The sequence below is a fragment of the Hymenobacter sp. APR13 genome (assembly GCF_000737515.1).
Classification (GTDB): Bacteria; Bacteroidota; Bacteroidia; order Cytophagales; family Hymenobacteraceae; genus Hymenobacter.
Genome location: NZ_CP006587.1, coordinates 4347021 through 4364631 on the forward strand (window position 1 = coordinate 4347021; position 17611 = coordinate 4364631).

Below are 17611 nucleotides of genomic sequence, written 5' to 3' on the forward strand. Positions count from 1 at the left end.
TTCGGCACCTCCTGCCCCGTTTCTCTGCCTAATTCCCTTCCTCATGTCTACTCTCCGACATTCTGAAATTGCCGGCGTTGGCCACTACGTTCCCGAGCGGGTCGTAACCAACGCCGACCTCACCGAACTCATGGAAACCACCGACGAGTGGATTCAGGAACGCACCGGCATTCGGGAGCGACGCTGGTTTGAGGAGGGCAAAGACACCACGGCCAACATGGGCGCCAACGCGGCCCGCAAGGCCCTGGAAATGGCGGGCCTCACGCCCGACGACGTGCAGATGATTGTGTTTGCCACCCTGTCGCCCGACTATTTCTTCCCGGGCTCGGGCGTGCTGCTACAGCGCGAGCTGGGCATCGTGGCCCCCATTCCGGCCTTCGACGTGCGCAACCAGTGCTCCGGCTTCGTGTACGCGCTGAGCATGGCCGACCAGTTCATCAAAACCGGCATGTACGATACGGTGCTGGTAGTCGGCTCTGAGATTCATTCGTCAGGCCTCGACATCAGCACCCGCGGCCGGGGCGTGTCGGTTATCTTCGGGGACGGCGCCGGCGCGGTGGTCCTGCGGCCCAGCACCCGCGAAGGCCACGGCATCCTCAGCACCCACCTGCACTCCCAGGGCGAGCACGCCGAGGAGCTGATTGTGAAAGAGCCCGGCTCCAATCGCAACAACCGGGTGGACTACGTCATGGCCAACGAGCTCGACATGTACCCCTACATGAACGGCCAGAACGTGTTCAAGCACGCCGTGGTGCGCTTCCCGCAGGTCATCAAGGAAGCCCTCGACCAGAACGGCTACGAGTCCAAGGACATCGACATGCTGATTCCGCACCAGGCCAACCTGCGCATCACGCAGTTCGTGCAGCAGAAGATGGGCCTCACCGACGACAAGATTTTCAGCAACATCCAGCGCTACGGCAACACCACCGCCGCCAGCGTGCCCATCGCACTGAGCGAAGCCGTGCAGGAAGGCCGCATCAAGCGCGGCGACCTGGTGTGCCTGGCCGCCTTTGGCTCCGGTTTCACCTGGGCCTCGGCGCTCATCAAATGGTAAAGAAGACGATTGAAAATTGAGAGTTAAGAATTGAAAAATGGCCGCTTCCTGACGCTACCACAGCTCAGAAGCGGCCGTTCTTACTTCCTGATTCTCAATTTTTAATTTTTAATTCAGACAGATGCCCAGCTTCACCGAGGAGAACTACCTGAAAGCCGTGTACAAGCTGGCCGAAGCGGCGCCGGGCTCGGACGTGAGCACCAACAGCATTGCCGAGGTGCTGCAGACCCGCCCGGCCTCCGTCACGGACATGCTGCGCCGCCTCGGCGAAAAAGGCCTGCTGCACTACCAGCGCTACCGCGGCGTGTCGCTCACGGCCGAGGGCCGGCAGCTGGCGCTGCTCACCATCCGAAAGCACCGCCTATGGGAAGTGTTTCTGGTGCAGAAGCTGGGCTTCAACTGGGATGAGGTGCACGAAGTGGCCGAGCAGATGGAGCACATCGACTCGCCGCTGCTCGTGCGCCGCCTCGACGAGTTCCTGGGCTTCCCGCGCCTCGACCCGCACGGCGACCCTATCCCGAACGAGGACGGCGCCATGCTGCGCCCCAGCCACCGCCTCGTAGCCGACCTGCTGCCCGGCGAGCAGGGCCCGGTGGTAGCCGTCAAGAACACGTCGGTGGCCTTCCTGCAGTACCTCGATAAAGCCGGCCTCAAGCTGGGTTCCTATATTGAAGTGTTGGACAAAGTGGAGTTTGATAACTCTCTGGAAGTCAGAATAAACAACTCCGTCACCACCATGCTTTCGGCGGAAGTAAGCCGCAACCTGTTCGTGGCCGGCTAGGAGTCCGGGCTGCTGGTAGCGGGCTGGTTTGCCGGAGGATTTATGCCCGGCCAGGGTTGCGTACCTTTGCGCCCGAACCAGCTGTTTTGCCTGTGGCCCTAGCCCATCCTCCCGCGCTTTCCGACACCATCATTGCCCTGTCTACCCCGCCCGGCGCGGGGGCTATTGCGGTGCTGCGCCTTTCCGGCCCCGAGGCCATTGCCCTCACCGACGGCGCCTTTGCCGGCAAGCGCCTGCGCGACCAGCCGGGCCACACCCTGCACTACGGCACCATCCGCGACGCCGACCGGATTCTGGACGAGGTAGTAGTGTCGCTGTTCCGGGCCCCGCACTCCTACACCCGCGAGGACGTGGTGGAAATCAGCTGCCACGGCTCCGACTACATCGTGCAGGAGGTGCTGCGCCTCTTCACGCGGCGCGGCGCCCGGCTGGCCGAGGCCGGCGAGTTCACCAAGCGCGCCTTCCTGCACGGCGCCTTCGACCTGGCCCAGGCCGAGGCCGTAGCCGACCTGATTGCCGCCGACTCGCAGCTTTCGCACCAGGTAGCCATGCAGCAGATGCGCGGCGGCTTCTCGCGCGAGCTGAAAGACCTGCGGGGCCGCCTCGTGCAGTTCGCCGCTTTGCTGGAGCTGGAGTTGGACTTCGGCGAGGAAGACGTAGAGTTTGCCGACCGCACCGGGCTGGTGACGCTGCTGCAGGAAGTGCAGGCGCTGGTTCGCCGGCTGCTCCGCTCCTTTGAGCTCGGCAACGTCATCAAGAACGGCGTCACCACCGTCATTGCCGGGCGGCCCAACGCCGGCAAAAGCACCCTGCTCAACGCCCTGCTCCACGAAGAGCGCGCCATCGTCTCGGCCATTGCCGGCACCACCCGCGACCTGATCGAAGACGAGGTCAGCATCGACGGCATCCGGTTCCGGTTTGTGGACACGGCCGGCCTGCGCGATACCACCGACGTGGTGGAGTCTATGGGCGTGGAGCGTACCATGAAGCGGGTATTGCAAGCTGCTTTGGTGGTATATCTGTTTGATATTACGACCACTACCCCCACCGAGCTTCAAGCGGAGATTCAGGCCCTGGGACTGGCCCCCGGCGTACCGGTGCTGGCCGTCGGCAACAAGCTCGACACCGCCTCCGACCCCGAGCTGGACGCCTTCCGCAGCCGCCCCGGCACCGTGCTCATTGCCGCCAGCCGCGGCGACGGCCTCGACGAGCTGCAGCAGGCGCTGCTGCAGCTGGTGCGCGGCGAAGGCCTCGACCGGCTGGGCAGCAGCACCATCGTCACGAACCTGCGCCACGCCCGCAGCCTGGAAGCCGCCGCGCTGGCGCTTAACGCCGTGCTGACGGGCCTGGCGACGGGTGCCGGCACCGAGTTGCTGGCCGCCGACCTGCGCCACGCCCTGGCGGCGCTGGGCGAAATCACCGGCGAAATTTCTTCCGACGATTTGCTGACCAGTATTTTCACCCAGTTCTGCATCGGTAAATAAGGCGGAGCCAGTATCTTGCAGGCGAATTTTCGCTGGTAGCCACATTTAATCTGCATTAAATTGCCGCTTAGCGTACTACCCGTACGGCCGGACTGCTTTTCTTTGCGGATACATTCATTCTCAAACAACCCAGGGGCACGGTTTGTAGTAGCAGTACTCAAACAAGCTCAGGCTTTCCGGCTACCCGGTAATTCTTTAGCTTCGCCCCCGAACCACCCTCTAATCCTCCTTTATGGCAGAGTCTGCTGAATTGATCCTCGACGGGAAATCCTATTCCCTTCCCGTCATCGAAGGCACCGAACACGAAAAGGCATTCGACATTGGTAAGCTGCGCGACCAGACCGGCTACGTAACCCTCGACTCGGGCTACAAGAACACCGGAGCCACCAAAAGCGCCATCACGTTTCTGGATGGTGAGGAAGGCATTCTGCGCTACCGGGGCTATCCGATTGAGCAGCTCGCCGAGAAGTCCAGCTTTCTGGAAGTAGCCTACCTGCTGATCTACGGCGCGCTGCCCACCCAGGCCCAGCTCGACGACTTCCAGCACCAGATTACCAAGCACACGCTCGTGCACGAAGACGTGCGCAAGATTTTCGACGGCTTCCCGTCGGCGGCCCACCCGATGGCCATTCTGAGCAGCCTGATCTGCTCGCTCACAGCGTTCTACCCCGAGAGCGTGTCGCCGGACCTGAGCAAAGAAGAAATCGACCTCAACGTCATCCGTTTGATGGCCAAGATTTCGACCATTGCGGCCTGGACGTACAAAAACAACATGGGTCACCCGCTGAACTATCCGCGCAACGACCTCGACTACTGCTCGAACTTCCTGTACATGATGTTCAGCTTCCCTACGGAGAAGTATGAAATCAACCCTGTGGTAGTTAGCGCCCTCAACAAGCTGCTCATCCTGCACGCCGACCACGAGCAGAACTGCTCTACTTCGACGGTACGCCTAGTAGGCTCGGCCAACGCTAGCCTGTACGGCTCGGTTTCGGCCGGTATCAACGCACTGTGGGGCCCGCTGCACGGCGGTGCCAACCAGGAAGTGCTGGAGATGCTGCAGGCCATCCAGAAGGACGGCGGCGACACCAGCAAGTTCATTGCTAAGGCCAAAGACAAGAACGACTCGTTCCGCCTGATGGGCTTCGGCCACCGCGTGTACAAGAACTTCGACCCGCGCGCCAAGATTATCAAGAAGGCCGCCGACGAAGTGCTGACCGCCCTGGGCATCGACGACCCACTGCTGAAGATTGCGCAGGAACTGGAGCAAGCCGCCCTCACCGATCCATATTTCGTTGAGCGTAAGCTGTATCCGAACGTTGACTTCTACTCCGGCATTATCTACCGCGCTATCGGTATTCCTACCGAGATGTTCACGGTGATGTTTGCCCTGGGCCGCCTGCCCGGCTGGATTGCCCAGTGGAAAGAGATGCGCGAAAACAAGGAGCCTATCGGCCGCCCACGCCAGATCTATACCGGCGAGCTGGAGCGCGACTATCAGCCCATCGCGCAGCGTAGCTAGCAGCAAACTGCACTAGAACAAGAAGAAGGCCCACTCTCGGTTGAGAGTGGGCCTTCTTCTTGTTCTACTAGACTGTGTCTGAAAAGGGGTGTTATGTATCTTAGGGTATGGCAGCACGGTATGAGTTAACAGATGCCCAATGGGCCGCGGTGGAAAGCGAATTGCCCCCACAACGTCTGGGGCGCCCCCGGCGCGATGACCGCCAGCAATGGAATGCCTTACTCTGGATCCTATGCACCGGAGCGCCCTGGCGGGATTTACCAGCACGCTACGGCCCCTGGCAAACGGCGTACGAACGATTTCGCCGGTGGGCCGCTGATGGCACCTTCGAGCGGGTGTTGCACCGCTTACGCCTGCGCCTGGATGCGGCCGGCTTGTTAGACCTGGACACGTGGCTGGTGGATTCGACCACGGTGCGGGCCACCAAAAGTGCGGCGGGCGGCACGAAAAAAAAGCCCAGTGCCTCGGGCGCAGCCGCGGCGGGCTGACCAGCAAGCTGCATGTAGTCTGTGATGGCGCGGGTACGCCGCTGGCCCTGCATCTGTCGGCCGGCCAGCGGCATGATGGGCCCCAGTTTGAACCGCTTTGTGAACAGGTGCGGGTGCGTCGACGCCCACGTCAACTCCTGGCCGACCGCGGCTACGACGCGGTCCACATTCGCCACTGGCTCCGTCGTCGTCGCATCCGGGCCGTCATTCCACGTCGGCAACCAGCCGCAGGCCGTCGCTGTCGGCGGCGAGGACGGCCACCCCGAATCGAGCCAACTCGCTATGCGCGGCGCAATGTGGTGGAACGCTTCTTTGGCTCGCTCAAAGAACATCGCCGCGTGGCCACGCGCTATGAGAAACACGACGCCCATTTCCTCAGCATGGCCTCGCTGGCCTGTATCCGCCGTATTTTGCAGCATCACTTTTCAGACACAGCCTAATCCGGAAAGCAGTTTAGCGGCTACCAAAGGCCATGAGGTCGGCTTTGGCCTGGGTGTAGGCCACCATCTGGCGGGGCCACAGAATCGTGGCGAGGTCCCACTCGTAGCGGGCCTGCACTTCGGCCATCTGCTGGTCGAGGGTGGCGGCGTCGTTGGCAAAGCGGGTCTGCAGGGCCTGCACTTCGCCAAGTAGGCGCAGGTTCAACTGCCGGACTTTCACGTACTGGCCTTCGTTGAGGGGCGTTACGCGGGCCATTTGCCGGGTAAGCGCGGTAGCCCGCGAAGTGAGCTTCTGCTGATCACCAGGGCCAGCTTTTGCTAAGCCAACAGTCATCAGGAGCACAAGCAGGAGAAATGCGGAGAGGTTTTTCATGATGGTTGGGATTTTGGTGGAGGTTGAACGGTAACAATCAGGGATGCTGCCACCCCACGCACCCAAGGCGGCTGGCTGCGGTAAGGCACTATTGAATATACAACTTATTAAATGAATATCCACATATTTTAACGATTTATTTACAAAAACGCCTTTATAGCACTATCCCGGCTTGCCCGCTGTGCCTAAACAACAAGGCTACCCGCCAAACGATCCAACTAACAGGCTCTATGGCCGACAGCCTCTTTCCAATAGAAAAGCCCGCATATACGGGCTTTTCTATGTGGGGAAAACTACCAGCGGGCTAGCGCGGGGCCGGCGTGCTTAGCGCCGTCATGGTGGTGCGTGACTGCTGGAATACGGCCAGCTGCGCCGGGCGCATCAGGGCGGTCAGCGCCATTTCGTAGCGGGCCTGGGCTACGGCCAGCCGCTCGTCCATAATGGCCGGGTCGGCAGCGAAGCGGGTTTTCAGGTCCTCCATTTCCGAGAACATACGGATGTTGAGCTGCTTCACCCGCAGGTACTGTCCTTCATCGAGATGGGCCTTTTCAGCCTGGATGCGGGTCAGCGCCGTGGCGCGGGCCACCAGGGCGGCGTCGCCATTCGATTTGGCCTGTGCTACGAAGAACAGGGCCACTGCCACACCAGTGAGAAAAACGTGTTTCATACTACTAGGGGTTTGGAAGGTGAAAGATGTGAATGCTGATTTTGATACCCGGGGCCCGGCAGTAGGGGGGAGGAGCTAGGCCCTCAGGATAACCAAATGTACAATCAAAATTTAATAATACAAATTATTTTTATAACTATTCTAATTTTTAGCTTTTTCAGGCCCCTCTCCTGCTTCTGATTATCAGCCACTTAAAGTCCTAGCAGAAAGAGATAATACAAACAAAAAAGTCCGACAGCCTAGGCTGTCGGACTTTTACCGGGCCGTTTTAGGGCCGGCCCCTCTCCTGTTTTTGGCCTGCTGCTACAGGATTTTAAGCTCGATACGACGGTTTTGCTGGCGGTGGCTTTCTGTGTCGTTCGCTACCAACGGCTTGCTCTCGCCATAGCCTTTAAAGCGCAGGCGGTTCACCTTCACTCCCTGGCTGATGAGGTAGCTGTACACCGACTTGGCGCGGTTCTGCGAAAGCACCAGATTGTCGTCGTCGGAGCCCACGTCGTCGGTGTGGCCGATGATTTCCACCTGCACTTCCGGGTATTGCTTCATGAAGCCCACCAGCCGGTTCAGCTCGGTGCGCGACTTCGGCTTGAGGGCGTACTCGCGGGTGTCGAAGAATAGGTTGTTGAGCACGATGCTGCGGCCGGAGCGCACCGGCTCCAGGTAGATGTCCAGCACCAGCGGATCGAAGCTGCGCTTGTCGCTGTAGTCGAAGCTGAGGCTGCTCATCAGGTATTTGTCGGCGGCCGCGTACATGGCGTACTGGCGGCCTTCGTTTAGCACCACCGTGTAGTCGCCGTTTTCGGAGTCGGACGTGACGTACTGGGTCAGCTCGTCGGTGTTCAGGTCGTAGAGCTGCACGTCGGCCTTAATGGGCTTTTTGGTGACGGCATCGAAGACGCGGCCCTGAGTGTAGGTGCTGGTTTCGCGGGCCCGCACCTGCTGGGGCACCTCAAAGCTGAACAGCTCTACCGGGCGGTCCTGCTCTTTGCGCACGCCCGGCTCAGCAGCGCGGGAGCGGGAACAGAAGCCCCGACGGTTATCGGAGGAGATGAACAGAGAGGCCTCATTCTCGTGTGTATTAAGCGGATATCCCAGATTCATGGGCTCACTCCAGGTGGTGGAGCTCTGCTGCTCGCAGCGGTACACGTCCAGCCCGCCCATGCCTACCAGCCCGTCCGTCACGTAGTAGAGCGTGCTGCTGCTGGCGTGGATGAAGGGGGCCATGTCTTTGCCGGGCGTATTCACGGGGCGGCCCAGGTTGCGGGCCGGCGTCCAGTTGCCGTTGGCGTCGAGGGTAGTCACGTAGATATCCTCCTGCCCCTGGCCGCCCCGCCGCGTGGAGGTGAAGTACAGCGTGCGCCCATCGGCCGACAGCGTGGGCTGCGAGTCCCACTCCACCGAGTTGACGGTGCGACCTAGGTTCTGCGGCTTGCTCCAGTTGTTGCCGGTGCGGCGCGAGATATACAGGTCGCAGTTGCCAACTGAGTTGGGCCGGTCGCAGGAGGCAAACACCAGCGTCTTGCCGTCGCCGGAAATCGTGCCGGCGCCTTCGTTGTAGGGTGTGTTGATGAAGGGCGAGATGGAAGCCGGGTCGCCGATGCTGCCATCCTTGTTCATCTTCGATACGAACAGGTCCTCGCCGCTTTCGGAAGTAGGCCGGCCCGTATAGAGCAGAAACCGGCTGTCGGCGGTGAGGGCCGGGAAGTACTGAAACCGGAACGTGTTGAGCGGGGCCCCGAGGCGCTCGGGCTGCACGCCAACGGGGCTGGCCATGGCCTTAACTGCGAATTCGCAGTTGAGCAGCTGGCGCTGGGCCCGCGGGGCGAAGCGCTGGGCCTTGGGCCCCGACTTCAGCAGGCGGCGGTAGCTTTCGGCGGCCGTCTGGTACTCACCGAAGCTCATGGCCAGCTCGCCCAGCGTGTAGTAGTCGTTGGCGCGGTTGGCGTCGGCGGGCAGCTTGGCCAGCCCGTCGCGGTAGGCCTCGAAGGCTGGACGATTTTCGCCCATGGCCTTCAGCAGCGAGCCCCGCAGCACGTAGGGCTCGCCCAGCGACGGAAACTTCTGGTTGAGCACCGTCAGGGTTTCGATGGCCTTGGCGAAGTTGCGCTCCTTGGCCTGGGTCTGCGCCTTGTCCCAGAGGCTGCGGGCTTTGGTATTGGCGGTAGCCAGGGTGGCTTGCGCCGCCGCCCCCAGCGGGAGCAGCATACAGGCCAGCAGCGGCACAGCAGACAGGGATAGGCGCATAGAGCGGGATACTACGGGATATCGAGGAATTTATGGGTCTGCAACGACACCTGCCACCGCGGATTGTCTTTCACATAGTCCACAATCAGCGGCATCATCTGCGAGGCCTTGCTCCACTCCGGCTGCAGGTACAGCCGGCAGTCGGGGCCTACCTGCGCGGCGTGCTCTTCGGCCCAGGCAAAGTCCGACTTATTGAAAATGATAATCTTAAGCTCGTGCGCTTCCCGCAGAGTTTCGGGTAGCGGGGCCTTGAATTTCTTGGGCGACACGCAGATCCAGTCCCACTCGCCGCTGAGCGGGTAGGCGCCGGAGGTTTCAATCCAGTTCTGGCAGCCGGCGGCGTGCAGGGCCTGCGTCAGCGGCCCCAGTTCGTACATGAGCGGCTCGCCACCGGTAATCACGACGTTGCGGCCAGCGTGGGCGGTGGCAGCAGCCACCATATCCGCAATGGCAACGCGCGGGTGCTTGTCGGCATCCCACGACTCTTTCACGTCGCACCAGACGCAGCCCACGTCGCAGCCGCCCAGACGCAGGAAATAGGCGGCGCGGCCCGTGTTGTAGCCCTCGCCCTGAATGGTATAAAACTGCTCCATGAGGGGCAGCGCAGCGGCCGGAACCTCAGAGTTGCTTGAGGCCGCCGACACAAGAGGAAGTTCGTGCAGCAAAATGGGTAGAAAACAGGTAAAGCCGGGCCACCGGCAGGCACGCCGAATCTCAACCGATTCGGCCCCTTCTCCGTCGGCCCGACTTTAAAAGTAGTACAACGCCCCGAAATTCAAAAGCCCGGGGCAGGTTTTATTGGATTTTACAGTTGAGTGCTGGGAGTGAGTTGTCGGTTGGTAGTTGTCCGTTGTCAGTATCTGATGAGGTGCTCTTGCAACCAAACCAGCAACGGACAACTATCAACTATTTCGGGTACACCTCCCCTTTGGCGGCTTTCAGCGTGTTGAGCAGTAGCATGGCAATGGTCATCGGCCCCACGCCACCCGGTACGGGTGTGATGTAGGACGTGAGCGGCGCCACCTCGGCGAAGTTCACGTCGCCCTTCAGCGCCCAGCCCGACTTCTTGTCGGCGTCCTCCACGCGGGTGGTGCCCACGTCGATGACCACCGCGCCGGGCTTCACCATATCGGCCGTCACGAACTCCGGGCGGCCCAAAGCGGCTACCAGGATGTCGGCAGTGCGGGTGATGTCGGCCAGGTTCTGGGTGCGTGAGTGGCATAAAGTCACGGTGCAGTTACCGGGCTCTAAGTTCTTGGCCAGCAGTATGCTAACCGGTGTGCCCACAATGTTACTGCGCCCGATTACCACGCAGTGCTTGCCGTCCGTCGGCAGCTCGTAGCGGCGCAGCAGCTCCACGATGCCCGAGGGCGTGGCGGGCAGCAGCGCCTGCAGGCCGGCCACCATCCGCCCGATGTTCATCGGGTGAAAACCATCCACGTCCTTCTCCGGCCGCACCGCCTCAATCACCTTGTTGGTGTCGATGTGGCGCGGCAGCGGCAACTGCACAATGAATCCGTCGATGCTGTCGTCCTCGTTCAGCTCCTGCACCTTGGCCAGCAGCTCAGCCTCCGTGATGGTGTCTTCGTAGCGCAGCAGCGTGCTCTCGAAGCCGACCCGCTCGCAGGCCAGCACTTTGTTGCGCACGTAAGTTTCCGAGCCGCCGTCGTGGCCCACCAGAATGGCGGCCAGGTGCGGCGTCTTCTGGCCGGCGGCTTTGCGCTGGGCTACTTCGGCAGCAATTTCTTCCTTGATGGCCTCGGCGGTTTGCTTGCCGTCGATGAGGCGGTAGGTGGTGGCGTCGGGGGCAGTGGTCATGAGGTAGTTGGTATTAAGCAGGGTCCTGGGGTTGGTCGGAGGTTTTCTTGCTTTCGTGGGCGGCAATGGCGGCGGTGCCGGCGGCTTGCAGGGCGGCTTCCATCGTGGGCCAGTCATCTCTCCACCGGAACTTGCGCTCCTGGCCTTTGATGATCTTTTCCAGCTGTTCCTGGCTCGTACAGTTCTTGAGAAGGGTTGAGGACATGTCTTAGAATGAGTAAATCATAGCACGCCGTGTCAAGAAGTGTATGAGGTGGAAAATGCGTTTTCGGTGTGAGCACAAAAAAACGCGCCCCGATGGGGCGCGTTCCACTTCGTTAGTCGATTTTGAGGACGGCCAGGAAGGCCTCCTGCGGAATTTCTACGGAACCGACCTGACGCATCCGCTTCTTGCCTTCTTTCTGCTTTTCGAGCAGCTTGCGCTTGCGGCTGATGTCGCCGCCGTAGCACTTGGCAATTACGTTTTTGCGCAGGGCCTTCACAGTTTCCCGCGAAATGATTTTCTGCCCGATGCTGGCCTGGATGGCAATTTCGAACTGCTGGCGAGGGAGCAGCTCACGGAGCTTTTCGCAGAGGCGGCGGCCCCACTCGTAGCTCTTGGAGCGGTGCACGATGGCCGACAGCGCATCGACCTTCTCCCCGTTCAGCATAATATCGAGCTTCACCATGTCCGACTCGCGGAAGCCGATCAGCTCGTAGTCGAGCGAGGCATAGCCGCGCGAAATGGTTTTGAGCTTGTCGAAGAAGTCGAACACGATTTCCGACAGCGGCAGCTCGAAGCTCAGTTCCACCCGCTCGGAAGTCAGGTAGCTCTGGCCTTTGATGATGCCGCGCTTCTCCATGCACAGCGTGATGATGGGCCCCACGTAATCGGAAGCCGTGATGATCTGGGCCTTGATGTAAGGTTCCTCAATCAGCTTGATCATGTTCGGCTCGGGCATTTCGCTCGGCGCGTTGATGGTCAGGCGCTGGTCTTTGGTGCCGGTGGCGTGAAACTGCACCGAAGGCACGGTGGTAATCACCGTCATATTGAACTCACGCTCCAGACGCTCCTGCACGATTTCCATATGCAGCATGCCCAGGAAGCCGCAGCGGAAGCCGAAGCCCAGGGCCACCGAGGTTTCGGGCTCCCACACCAACGAGGCGTCGTTGAGCTGAAGCTTCTCCATGCACGAGCGCAGCTCCTCATACTCGGTAGTATCCACGGGGTAGATACCGGCGAATACCATCGGCTTCACGTCGGCAAAGCCCTGGATGGCTTCGGAAGTGGGCCGGGCCACGTGCGTGATGGTGTCGCCGACTTTCACTTCGCGGGCTTCCTTGATGCCCGAAATGAGGTAGCCCACGTTACCGGCCCCGATTTCAAGGCGTGGCTCCTGGTTGAGGCCCAGGATACCGATTTCGTCGGCACCGTATTCCTTGCCGGTAGCCATGAAGCGGAGCTTGTCGCCCTTTTTCATGGTGCCGTTCTTGATGCGGAACAGAACCTCGATGCCGCGGTAAGAGTTGAAAACGGAGTCGAAAATCAGGGCCTGCAGCGGCGCGTCCGGGTCGCCTTTGGGGGCGGGCACCCGCTCGCAGATGGCGTTCAGGATGGCTTCAATGCCAATGCCCGACTTGCCCGAGGCGGGGATAATTTCGTCCCGGTCGCAGCCGATGAGGTCCACGATTTCGTCGGACACCTCCTCCGGCATGGAGTGGGGCAGGTCGATTTTATTGAGGACCGGGATGATGGTCAGGTCGGAGCCGATGGCCAGGTATAGGTTGGAAATCGTCTGAGCCTCGATGCCCTGCGACGAGTCCACGATCAGCAAAGCGCCTTCGCAGGCGGCAATGGAGCGGGATACTTCGTAGCTGAAATCGACGTGACCGGGGGTGTCAATCAGGTTGAGCGTGTACATTTCCCCTTTGTAGGGGTACTGCATCTGGATGGCGTGGCTCTTGATGGTGATGCCCCGCTCCCGCTCCAGGTCCATGTTGTCGAGCAGCTGCGCTTGCATATCGCGCTTGGAGACGGTGCTGGTAAATTCCAGCAGGCGGTCGGCCAGGGTGCTCTTGCCGTGGTCGATGTGGGCGATGATGCAGAAATTGCGGATGTTCTTCACTAGAGGCGGTTTTTTGCAGTGGCGAAGATACGGGAAAGGCCCGGGAAAAGCTAAAATGGCCAACCCTCTATGCATGCCGGCCGCCCTCCCCGGCCCGGTTCCGGTTGGATTGCGCCCAGCCCGGCAGCTAACAGCAGTGGCAAACTTGGCGAAACGGTACAATATCGTCGCAAAAAGCACATGGATCGTCGCAACCGCGGGGATAGGGCCGAACAAGGCGGCCAAATCCACGTTGTAACGAGAACTGTTCTTTCACCTAACCCTCCCAACCAAGCATTATGGGTATCACCCTCGAACAAGCCCAGGCCGCCGTGAAGGCCGCTCACGAAAAGTCCCTGGAAATGGGCGTGAAGATGAACATTGCCGTGGTAGATGCCGGCGCCAACCTGACGGCCTTCGCCCGCATGGACGACGCCTGGCTCGGCTCGCTGGACATTTCCATCAAGAAAGCCAAAACGGCCCGCTACTTCGATATGCCCACCGGTACCATCGGGGGCCTCTCCCAGCCCGGCGGCTCGCTCTTCGGCATCGAGCACTCCAACCTGGGCCTCATCACCTTCCCCGGCGGCATTCCGATTAAGAACGCCGAGGGCAAAGTCATCGGCGCCATCGGCGTGTCAGGCGACTCGGTAGAGAACGACCACACCGTAGCCGAAGCCGGCGTACAGGCCGTGGAAGGCCGCTAACGCCTACCCGCCCGCTCCCAGCTCTGGGGGCGGGCTTTTTTTATCTCTCCACCTAAAATTCCTACTCAGATGGCTGATAACAGAGGTGTAGTTTATACCGGCCCCGGCAAAGTAGAAGTGCAGAACATTGCATTTCCGGAGCTGAAGAACCCAAAAGGCAAGAAAATCACGCACGGCGTGGTACTGAAGGTGGTTTCCACCAACATCTGCGGCTCCGACCAGCACATGGTGCGCGGCCGGACCACGGCCCCGTCGGGCCTGGTGCTGGGCCACGAAATCACGGGTGAGGTGATTGAAATGGGGGCCGACGTGGAGTTCCTTAAGAAGGGCGACCTAGTGTCGGTGCCGTTCAATGTGGCCTGTGGCCGCTGCCGCACCTGCCGCGAGATGAAAACCGGCATCTGCCTGACCGTGAACGAAGGCCGCGCCGGTGGTGCCTACGGCTACGTAGACATGGGCGGCTGGATTGGCGGCCAGGCCGAGTACGTGATGGTACCTTACGCTGACTTCAACCTGCTGCGCTTCCCCGATAAAGACCAGGCGATGGAGAAAATCCGGGACCTGACCATGCTCAGCGACATTTTCCCGACTGGTTTCCACGGGGCTGTGAAGGCCGGCGTGGGCCCGGGCGCGACGGTGTACGTGGCCGGCGCCGGCCCCGTAGGCCTGGCCGCTGCCGCTTCGGCGCAGCTGCTGGGTGCCGCCGTGGTGATTGTGGGCGACATGAACAAGGCCCGTCTGGCCCATGCCCGTTCCTTCGGCTGCGAAACCGTGGACCTGACGCTAGACGCGACCCTCACCGAGCAGATCACCCAGATTCTGGGCGTACCGGAAATCGACTGCGCCATCGACTGTGTGGGCTTTGAGGCCAGCGGCCACGGCACCGATTCCAAGACGGAAGTGCCGGCCGCCGTGCTCAACTCGCTCATGGAAATCACTCGCGCAGGCGGTTCCATCGGCATCCCCGGCCTGTACGTGACAGAGGACCCGGGCTCCAAGGATGAAGCCGCGCAGAAAGGCAGCCTGTCCATCCGCTTCGGTCTGGGCTGGGCCAAAAGCCACTCGCTGCACACCGGCCAGACACCGGTGCTCAGCTACAACCGCCAGTTGATGCAGGCCATTCTCTACGACAAGGTACAGATTGCCAAAGCCGTAAACGTGGAAGTCATCAGCCTCGACGACGCTCCGAAAGGCTACGCCGAGTTCGACAGCGGGGTGGCCAAGAAGTTCGTCATCAACCCCCACAACCTTATTCCGGACGTGAAGCCCAAGGCCAAGAAGAAAGAGAAGGAAAAGGCATAACGCCGGGTTCCTTCTAACTACCAGAAACAGCCGAGCAGCCTGATGGCAGTTCGGCTGTTTCTGTTTTAGGGGCTTTCCAACGCACTGCATCTGGCGGCAAGTTTCTACTTTTAGTGCTTGCTGCTGCCATATGGATATCCAGTCTTCTACCCATCAACCCCTCGCCCAGTCGGATACCGGCAAGGCTACGCTGGCGGCGGCCAACGCCACTATTCTTTACCTGCTGGCCTATCTGCTGATGCAGGGCCTGTACCAGCTGGCCACCATTGGCATGGCGGCGCGGCTGGGTATCCGGGGCGTGTGGCAGCTGGGCCGGGTGCAGTTTCAGCTGTCCGATGCGGAATGGTGGCAGTCGGCCGTGCTGGCGGTGTACGGCATCGGGCCGGTGGTGTGCGGCGGGGTGGTGCTGGCGGCACTGGCGTGGTTCTGGAAACGGGCGCGGCTGCGGCGGGGCCTGCTCAAGCAGTTTCTGCTGTGGGTGATGCTGCACGGCTGCAACCTCTCGCTGGGTGTGCTGGCCGCTGATACGCTTACGCAGTCGGGGGCGTGGTACGTGCCGAGCTGGCTGTTCCGGGCCGGCAACGGCCTGAACGTAGTGGTAGCCATCCTGGCCGCCGCGGCGCAGATTGGCCTGGGGTTTCTGGCGGCGCGGGTGTTTCTGCAAAGCCACGACTCCATCACGCTGATGCAGCACCACAACCGCCGACGCCTGCTGCTGGCTACCGTGGTGGCGCCGTGGGTGGTGGGCTCCCTCCTGCTGGCCGCCTTCTACTTCCCCGCCCAAACCCTCACCGAGCAGCTCCACGCCGTGCTGCTGCTCCTGCTGCTGGGCCCGATGGGTATGGCCAGCAGCACCGAATTTTTCGAGGGCACCATTGCGCAGCCCAGCCGGCCTCGGCTGGCGCTGGGGCTGCTGCTGCTGCTGGCCGGGGCGCTGGTAGTGGGCCGGCTGGTGCTGACCCGCGGCGTACCTTTCGGCTGAAACGCGGCAGGCCGTTACCAGCGGCACTTTCTTTTACTTCATTGCTTACCGGAGCCTGCCAGCGGCGGGCCCATTTCGTATGATTAGGTTATTACTAGCTATAGTGTGCTCGGCAGTGCTGGGCATGGCCCCTTATTTCGCGATGGCACAGACTACTCCGGTGCAGGTGGTGGAAGGCCAGGTGCTGAACGCCCGCACCAATGAGCCGGTACCCTTCGCCACGCTGGGCTTTCCGGGCCGCGGCCTCGGCACCGTGGCCGATGAGCAGGGCCGCTACCTGCTCCGCCTCCCTCCCAACCTCTCCGATACGCTGGTGGTAACCAGCGTGGGCTTTGCACGCACCGCCGTGGCGCCGGCCGCTTTGGCCCGTGGGCAGCGGGTGTTTCAGGTGGCCCCGCTGGCGGTGGCGCTGGCCGGCGCCGTGGCCGAGCACGCCCGGATGCACCCGGCGCAGCTGGGCCGCAGCACCGCCACCGGCGACCTGCCCTGGACCGGCGGCTCCAGCGGCAAGGAAACCGTAGACGATGAGTGGGGCTGGGAGCTGGGCGCCATCCTGCGGCCCGCGCACCGCACCTACCTGGAGGAATTCCACGTGTTCCTGTCGGCCAACACCTACGAGCAGCTGCGCTTTCGCCTGAACCTGTATGCCCTGGAAAACGGCCGGCCGGGCCGGCCGCTGCTCACCAAAGACATCCAGCTTACCTGCGCGAACAAGGCCCGCGGCTGGCACACCATCGACCTGCGCCCTTATGCCCTGGAACTGGCCGCCCAGCCGGTAGTGGCCACCATCCAGTGGCTGCAAAGCGAAAAGACCGCTCCGGAGGACAAGTACTTTTCCATCCCGGTCACGCGCCAGCGCCAGCCAGTAATGGTGGAGCGCGAGAACAGCGAGGCTGCCTGGACGCTACACCCGCTGCAGCCCAGCCTGTATTTTACGGTGCTGGAGGAGTAGGCTACCGGCAGGTCATTTTACGTATCTTCGGAAAGACAACTGCTCTATGAATATGCGCCCCACCATCACCGAAGACGTTATTACGCTCCGTAGCCCGGTGCTGGCGAATATGTCGGATGACGAGTTCTTCGACTTCTGCCAGCTGAATGCCGACCTGCGCATTGAGCGGACAGCGCACCATGAAATCCTGCTTATGTCGCCCACCGGCAGCCGCTCCGGTAAACGCAACGCCCGCCTGACCGGGCAGCTTTACGCCTGGTTTTCCACTCATGGAGAGTTGGGCGAAGTAATCAATTCCAACACGGGCTTCACTCTCCTCGACGGCTCCGTACTGTCGCCGGATGCGTCCTGGGTTTCGGCCGCCAAGTGGAACGCCCTGACGCCCGCGCAGCAGGACAAGTTTGCGCCCGTCTGCCCCGAATTTGTGGTGGAGCTGAAATCAGATACCGACTCGCTGCGCACCCTGCAGGCCAAAATGCTGGAATACCTGCGCAACGGCGTGCAACTGGCTTGGCTACTCAACCCCGAAACCGAAACCGCCTACCTCTACCGCCCCAACCAGCCCGAGCCCGAAACCGTGCAGGGCTTCGACAACGAGTTGTCTGGCGAAGCAGTGCTGCCGGGTCTTCGGCTGCGGCTGTCGGAACTGCGGTAATTGACGCCGTACAGGAACGCCACTTGTCAACTGGTCAGCGGCTGTTGCGCGCAAGTCA

General features: G+C 61.4%; 16 protein-coding genes and 1 pseudogene. 10 read left to right on the forward strand and 7 right to left on the reverse strand.

The annotated features are described in order from the left end of the window. Positions 1-43 precede the first annotated feature (43 nt). The 5 genes and pseudogenes from N008_RS18220 (at position 44) to N008_RS22475 (ending at position 5769) form a co-directional block, all read left to right on the forward strand. Positions 44-1054, forward strand: coding sequence for a 3-oxoacyl-ACP synthase III family protein (locus N008_RS18220; protein ID WP_044017764.1), 1011 nt, complete (start codon positions 44-46; stop codon positions 1052-1054). A 121-nt stretch (positions 1055-1175) separates the two neighbouring features. Then, on the forward strand, positions 1176-1835 hold the full coding sequence (locus tag N008_RS18225; protein WP_044017765.1) for a metal-dependent transcriptional regulator: 660 nt from the start codon (positions 1176-1178) through the stop codon (positions 1833-1835). A 92-nt stretch (positions 1836-1927) separates the two neighbouring features. Then, the gene (mnmE, locus tag N008_RS18230; RefSeq protein ID WP_044017766.1) at positions 1928-3319 is read left to right on the forward strand and encodes a tRNA uridine-5-carboxymethylaminomethyl(34) synthesis GTPase MnmE; all 1392 of its coding nucleotides are present in this window, start codon (positions 1928-1930) and stop codon (positions 3317-3319) included. Positions 3320-3551: 232 nt separating this feature from the next. Then, complete coding sequence (locus N008_RS18235; RefSeq protein WP_044017767.1) at positions 3552-4841, forward strand: citrate synthase; 1290 nt, start codon at positions 3552-3554, stop codon at positions 4839-4841. 176 nt (positions 4842-5017) lie between these two features. Beyond that, positions 5018-5769 (forward strand): annotated as a pseudogene (locus tag N008_RS22475) (IS5 family transposase). Between the two features lie 13 nt (positions 5770-5782). On the opposite strand, the gene N008_RS18245 reads toward N008_RS22475, so the two are convergent. The 7 genes from N008_RS18245 to lepA all read right to left on the reverse strand — a co-directional run bounded on the left by N008_RS18245 (position 5783) and on the right by lepA (position 12976). Then, complete coding sequence (locus N008_RS18245) at positions 5783-6142, reverse strand: hypothetical protein (RefSeq protein WP_044017768.1); 360 nt, start codon at positions 6140-6142, stop codon at positions 5783-5785. Positions 6143-6446: 304 nt separating this feature from the next. Further along, positions 6447-6809, reverse strand: coding sequence for a hypothetical protein (locus tag N008_RS18250; protein ID WP_156109396.1), 363 nt, complete (start codon positions 6807-6809; stop codon positions 6447-6449). A 303-nt stretch (positions 6810-7112) separates the two neighbouring features. Further along, positions 7113-9053 carry an OmpA family protein gene (locus N008_RS18255; protein ID WP_044017770.1) on the reverse strand — a complete coding sequence of 647 codons (1941 nt, stop codon included), beginning with the start codon at positions 9051-9053 and terminating at the stop codon, positions 7113-7115. An 11-nt stretch (positions 9054-9064) separates the two neighbouring features. Further along, positions 9065-9646, reverse strand: a complete 582-nt coding sequence (locus N008_RS18260; protein WP_081910963.1) for a 7-carboxy-7-deazaguanine synthase QueE — start codon at positions 9644-9646, stop codon at positions 9065-9067. A 313-nt stretch (positions 9647-9959) separates the two neighbouring features. Beyond that, the gene (locus N008_RS18265; RefSeq protein WP_044017773.1) at positions 9960-10871 is read right to left on the reverse strand and encodes a bifunctional 5,10-methylenetetrahydrofolate dehydrogenase/5,10-methenyltetrahydrofolate cyclohydrolase; all 912 of its coding nucleotides are present in this window, start codon (positions 10869-10871) and stop codon (positions 9960-9962) included. A 13-nt stretch (positions 10872-10884) separates the two neighbouring features. Then, on the reverse strand, positions 10885-11076 hold the full coding sequence (locus N008_RS18270; RefSeq protein ID WP_044017775.1) for a hypothetical protein: 192 nt from the start codon (positions 11074-11076) through the stop codon (positions 10885-10887). Positions 11077-11188: 112 nt separating this feature from the next. Beyond that, positions 11189-12976 (reverse strand): translation elongation factor 4, encoded by a 1788-nt coding sequence (gene lepA / locus N008_RS18275; protein WP_044017776.1) that lies wholly within the window; start codon positions 12974-12976, stop codon positions 11189-11191. Between the two features lie 278 nt (positions 12977-13254). On the opposite strand from lepA, the gene N008_RS18280 reads away from it, so the two are divergent. The 5 genes from N008_RS18280 to N008_RS18300 all read left to right on the forward strand — a co-directional run bounded on the left by N008_RS18280 (position 13255) and on the right by N008_RS18300 (position 17553). Continuing rightward, a complete protein-coding gene (locus tag N008_RS18280) occupies positions 13255-13662 on the forward strand; it encodes a GlcG/HbpS family heme-binding protein (protein ID WP_044017777.1) in 408 nt (135 codons plus the stop codon). Positions 13663-13731: 69 nt separating this feature from the next. Continuing rightward, positions 13732-14964, forward strand: coding sequence for a formaldehyde dehydrogenase, glutathione-independent (gene fdhA, locus N008_RS18285; RefSeq protein ID WP_044017778.1), 1233 nt, complete (start codon positions 13732-13734; stop codon positions 14962-14964). Between the two features lie 130 nt (positions 14965-15094). Then, entirely contained in the window at positions 15095-15946 is an 852-nt protein-coding gene (locus N008_RS18290) for a hypothetical protein (protein ID WP_044017779.1), read from the forward strand. Positions 15947-16088: 142 nt separating this feature from the next. Then, the gene (locus N008_RS18295) at positions 16089-16898 is read left to right on the forward strand and encodes a carboxypeptidase-like regulatory domain-containing protein (RefSeq protein ID WP_197062895.1); all 810 of its coding nucleotides are present in this window, start codon (positions 16089-16091) and stop codon (positions 16896-16898) included. A gap of 52 nt (positions 16899-16950) precedes the next feature. After that, positions 16951-17553 carry a Uma2 family endonuclease gene (locus tag N008_RS18300; protein ID WP_197062896.1) on the forward strand — a complete coding sequence of 201 codons (603 nt, stop codon included), beginning with the start codon at positions 16951-16953 and terminating at the stop codon, positions 17551-17553. Positions 17554-17611: the final 58 nt, after the last annotated feature.

Excerpts from the sequence above, each read along its gene's own strand:
- N008_RS18225 (WP_044017765.1), top strand. The coding sequence starts at position 1,176 with ATGCCCAGCTTCACCGAGGAGAACTACCTGAAAGCCGTGTACAAGCTG.
- N008_RS18290 (WP_044017779.1), top strand. The coding sequence starts at position 15,095 with ATGGATATCCAGTCTTCTACCCATCAACCCCTCGCCCAGTCGGATACC.
- N008_RS18260 (WP_081910963.1), bottom strand. The coding sequence starts at position 9,646 with ATGGAGCAGTTTTATACCATTCAGGGCGAGGGCTACAACACGGGCCGC.
- N008_RS18220 (WP_044017764.1), top strand. The coding sequence starts at position 44 with ATGTCTACTCTCCGACATTCTGAAATTGCCGGCGTTGGCCACTACGTT.
- N008_RS18245 (WP_044017768.1), bottom strand. The coding sequence starts at position 6,142 with ATGAAAAACCTCTCCGCATTTCTCCTGCTTGTGCTCCTGATGACTGTT.
- N008_RS18235 (WP_044017767.1), top strand. The coding sequence starts at position 3,552 with ATGGCAGAGTCTGCTGAATTGATCCTCGACGGGAAATCCTATTCCCTT.
- N008_RS18300 (WP_197062896.1), top strand. The coding sequence starts at position 16,951 with ATGCGCCCCACCATCACCGAAGACGTTATTACGCTCCGTAGCCCGGTG.
- N008_RS18265 (WP_044017773.1), bottom strand. The coding sequence starts at position 10,871 with ATGACCACTGCCCCCGACGCCACCACCTACCGCCTCATCGACGGCAAG.
- fdhA (WP_044017778.1), top strand. The coding sequence starts at position 13,732 with ATGGCTGATAACAGAGGTGTAGTTTATACCGGCCCCGGCAAAGTAGAA.
- N008_RS18255 (WP_044017770.1), bottom strand. The coding sequence starts at position 9,053 with ATGCGCCTATCCCTGTCTGCTGTGCCGCTGCTGGCCTGTATGCTGCTC.
- N008_RS18250 (WP_156109396.1), bottom strand. The coding sequence starts at position 6,809 with ATGAAACACGTTTTTCTCACTGGTGTGGCAGTGGCCCTGTTCTTCGTA.
- N008_RS18280 (WP_044017777.1), top strand. The coding sequence starts at position 13,255 with ATGGGTATCACCCTCGAACAAGCCCAGGCCGCCGTGAAGGCCGCTCAC.
- N008_RS18295 (WP_197062895.1), top strand. The coding sequence starts at position 16,089 with ATGGCACAGACTACTCCGGTGCAGGTGGTGGAAGGCCAGGTGCTGAAC.
- N008_RS18270 (WP_044017775.1), bottom strand. The coding sequence starts at position 11,076 with ATGTCCTCAACCCTTCTCAAGAACTGTACGAGCCAGGAACAGCTGGAA.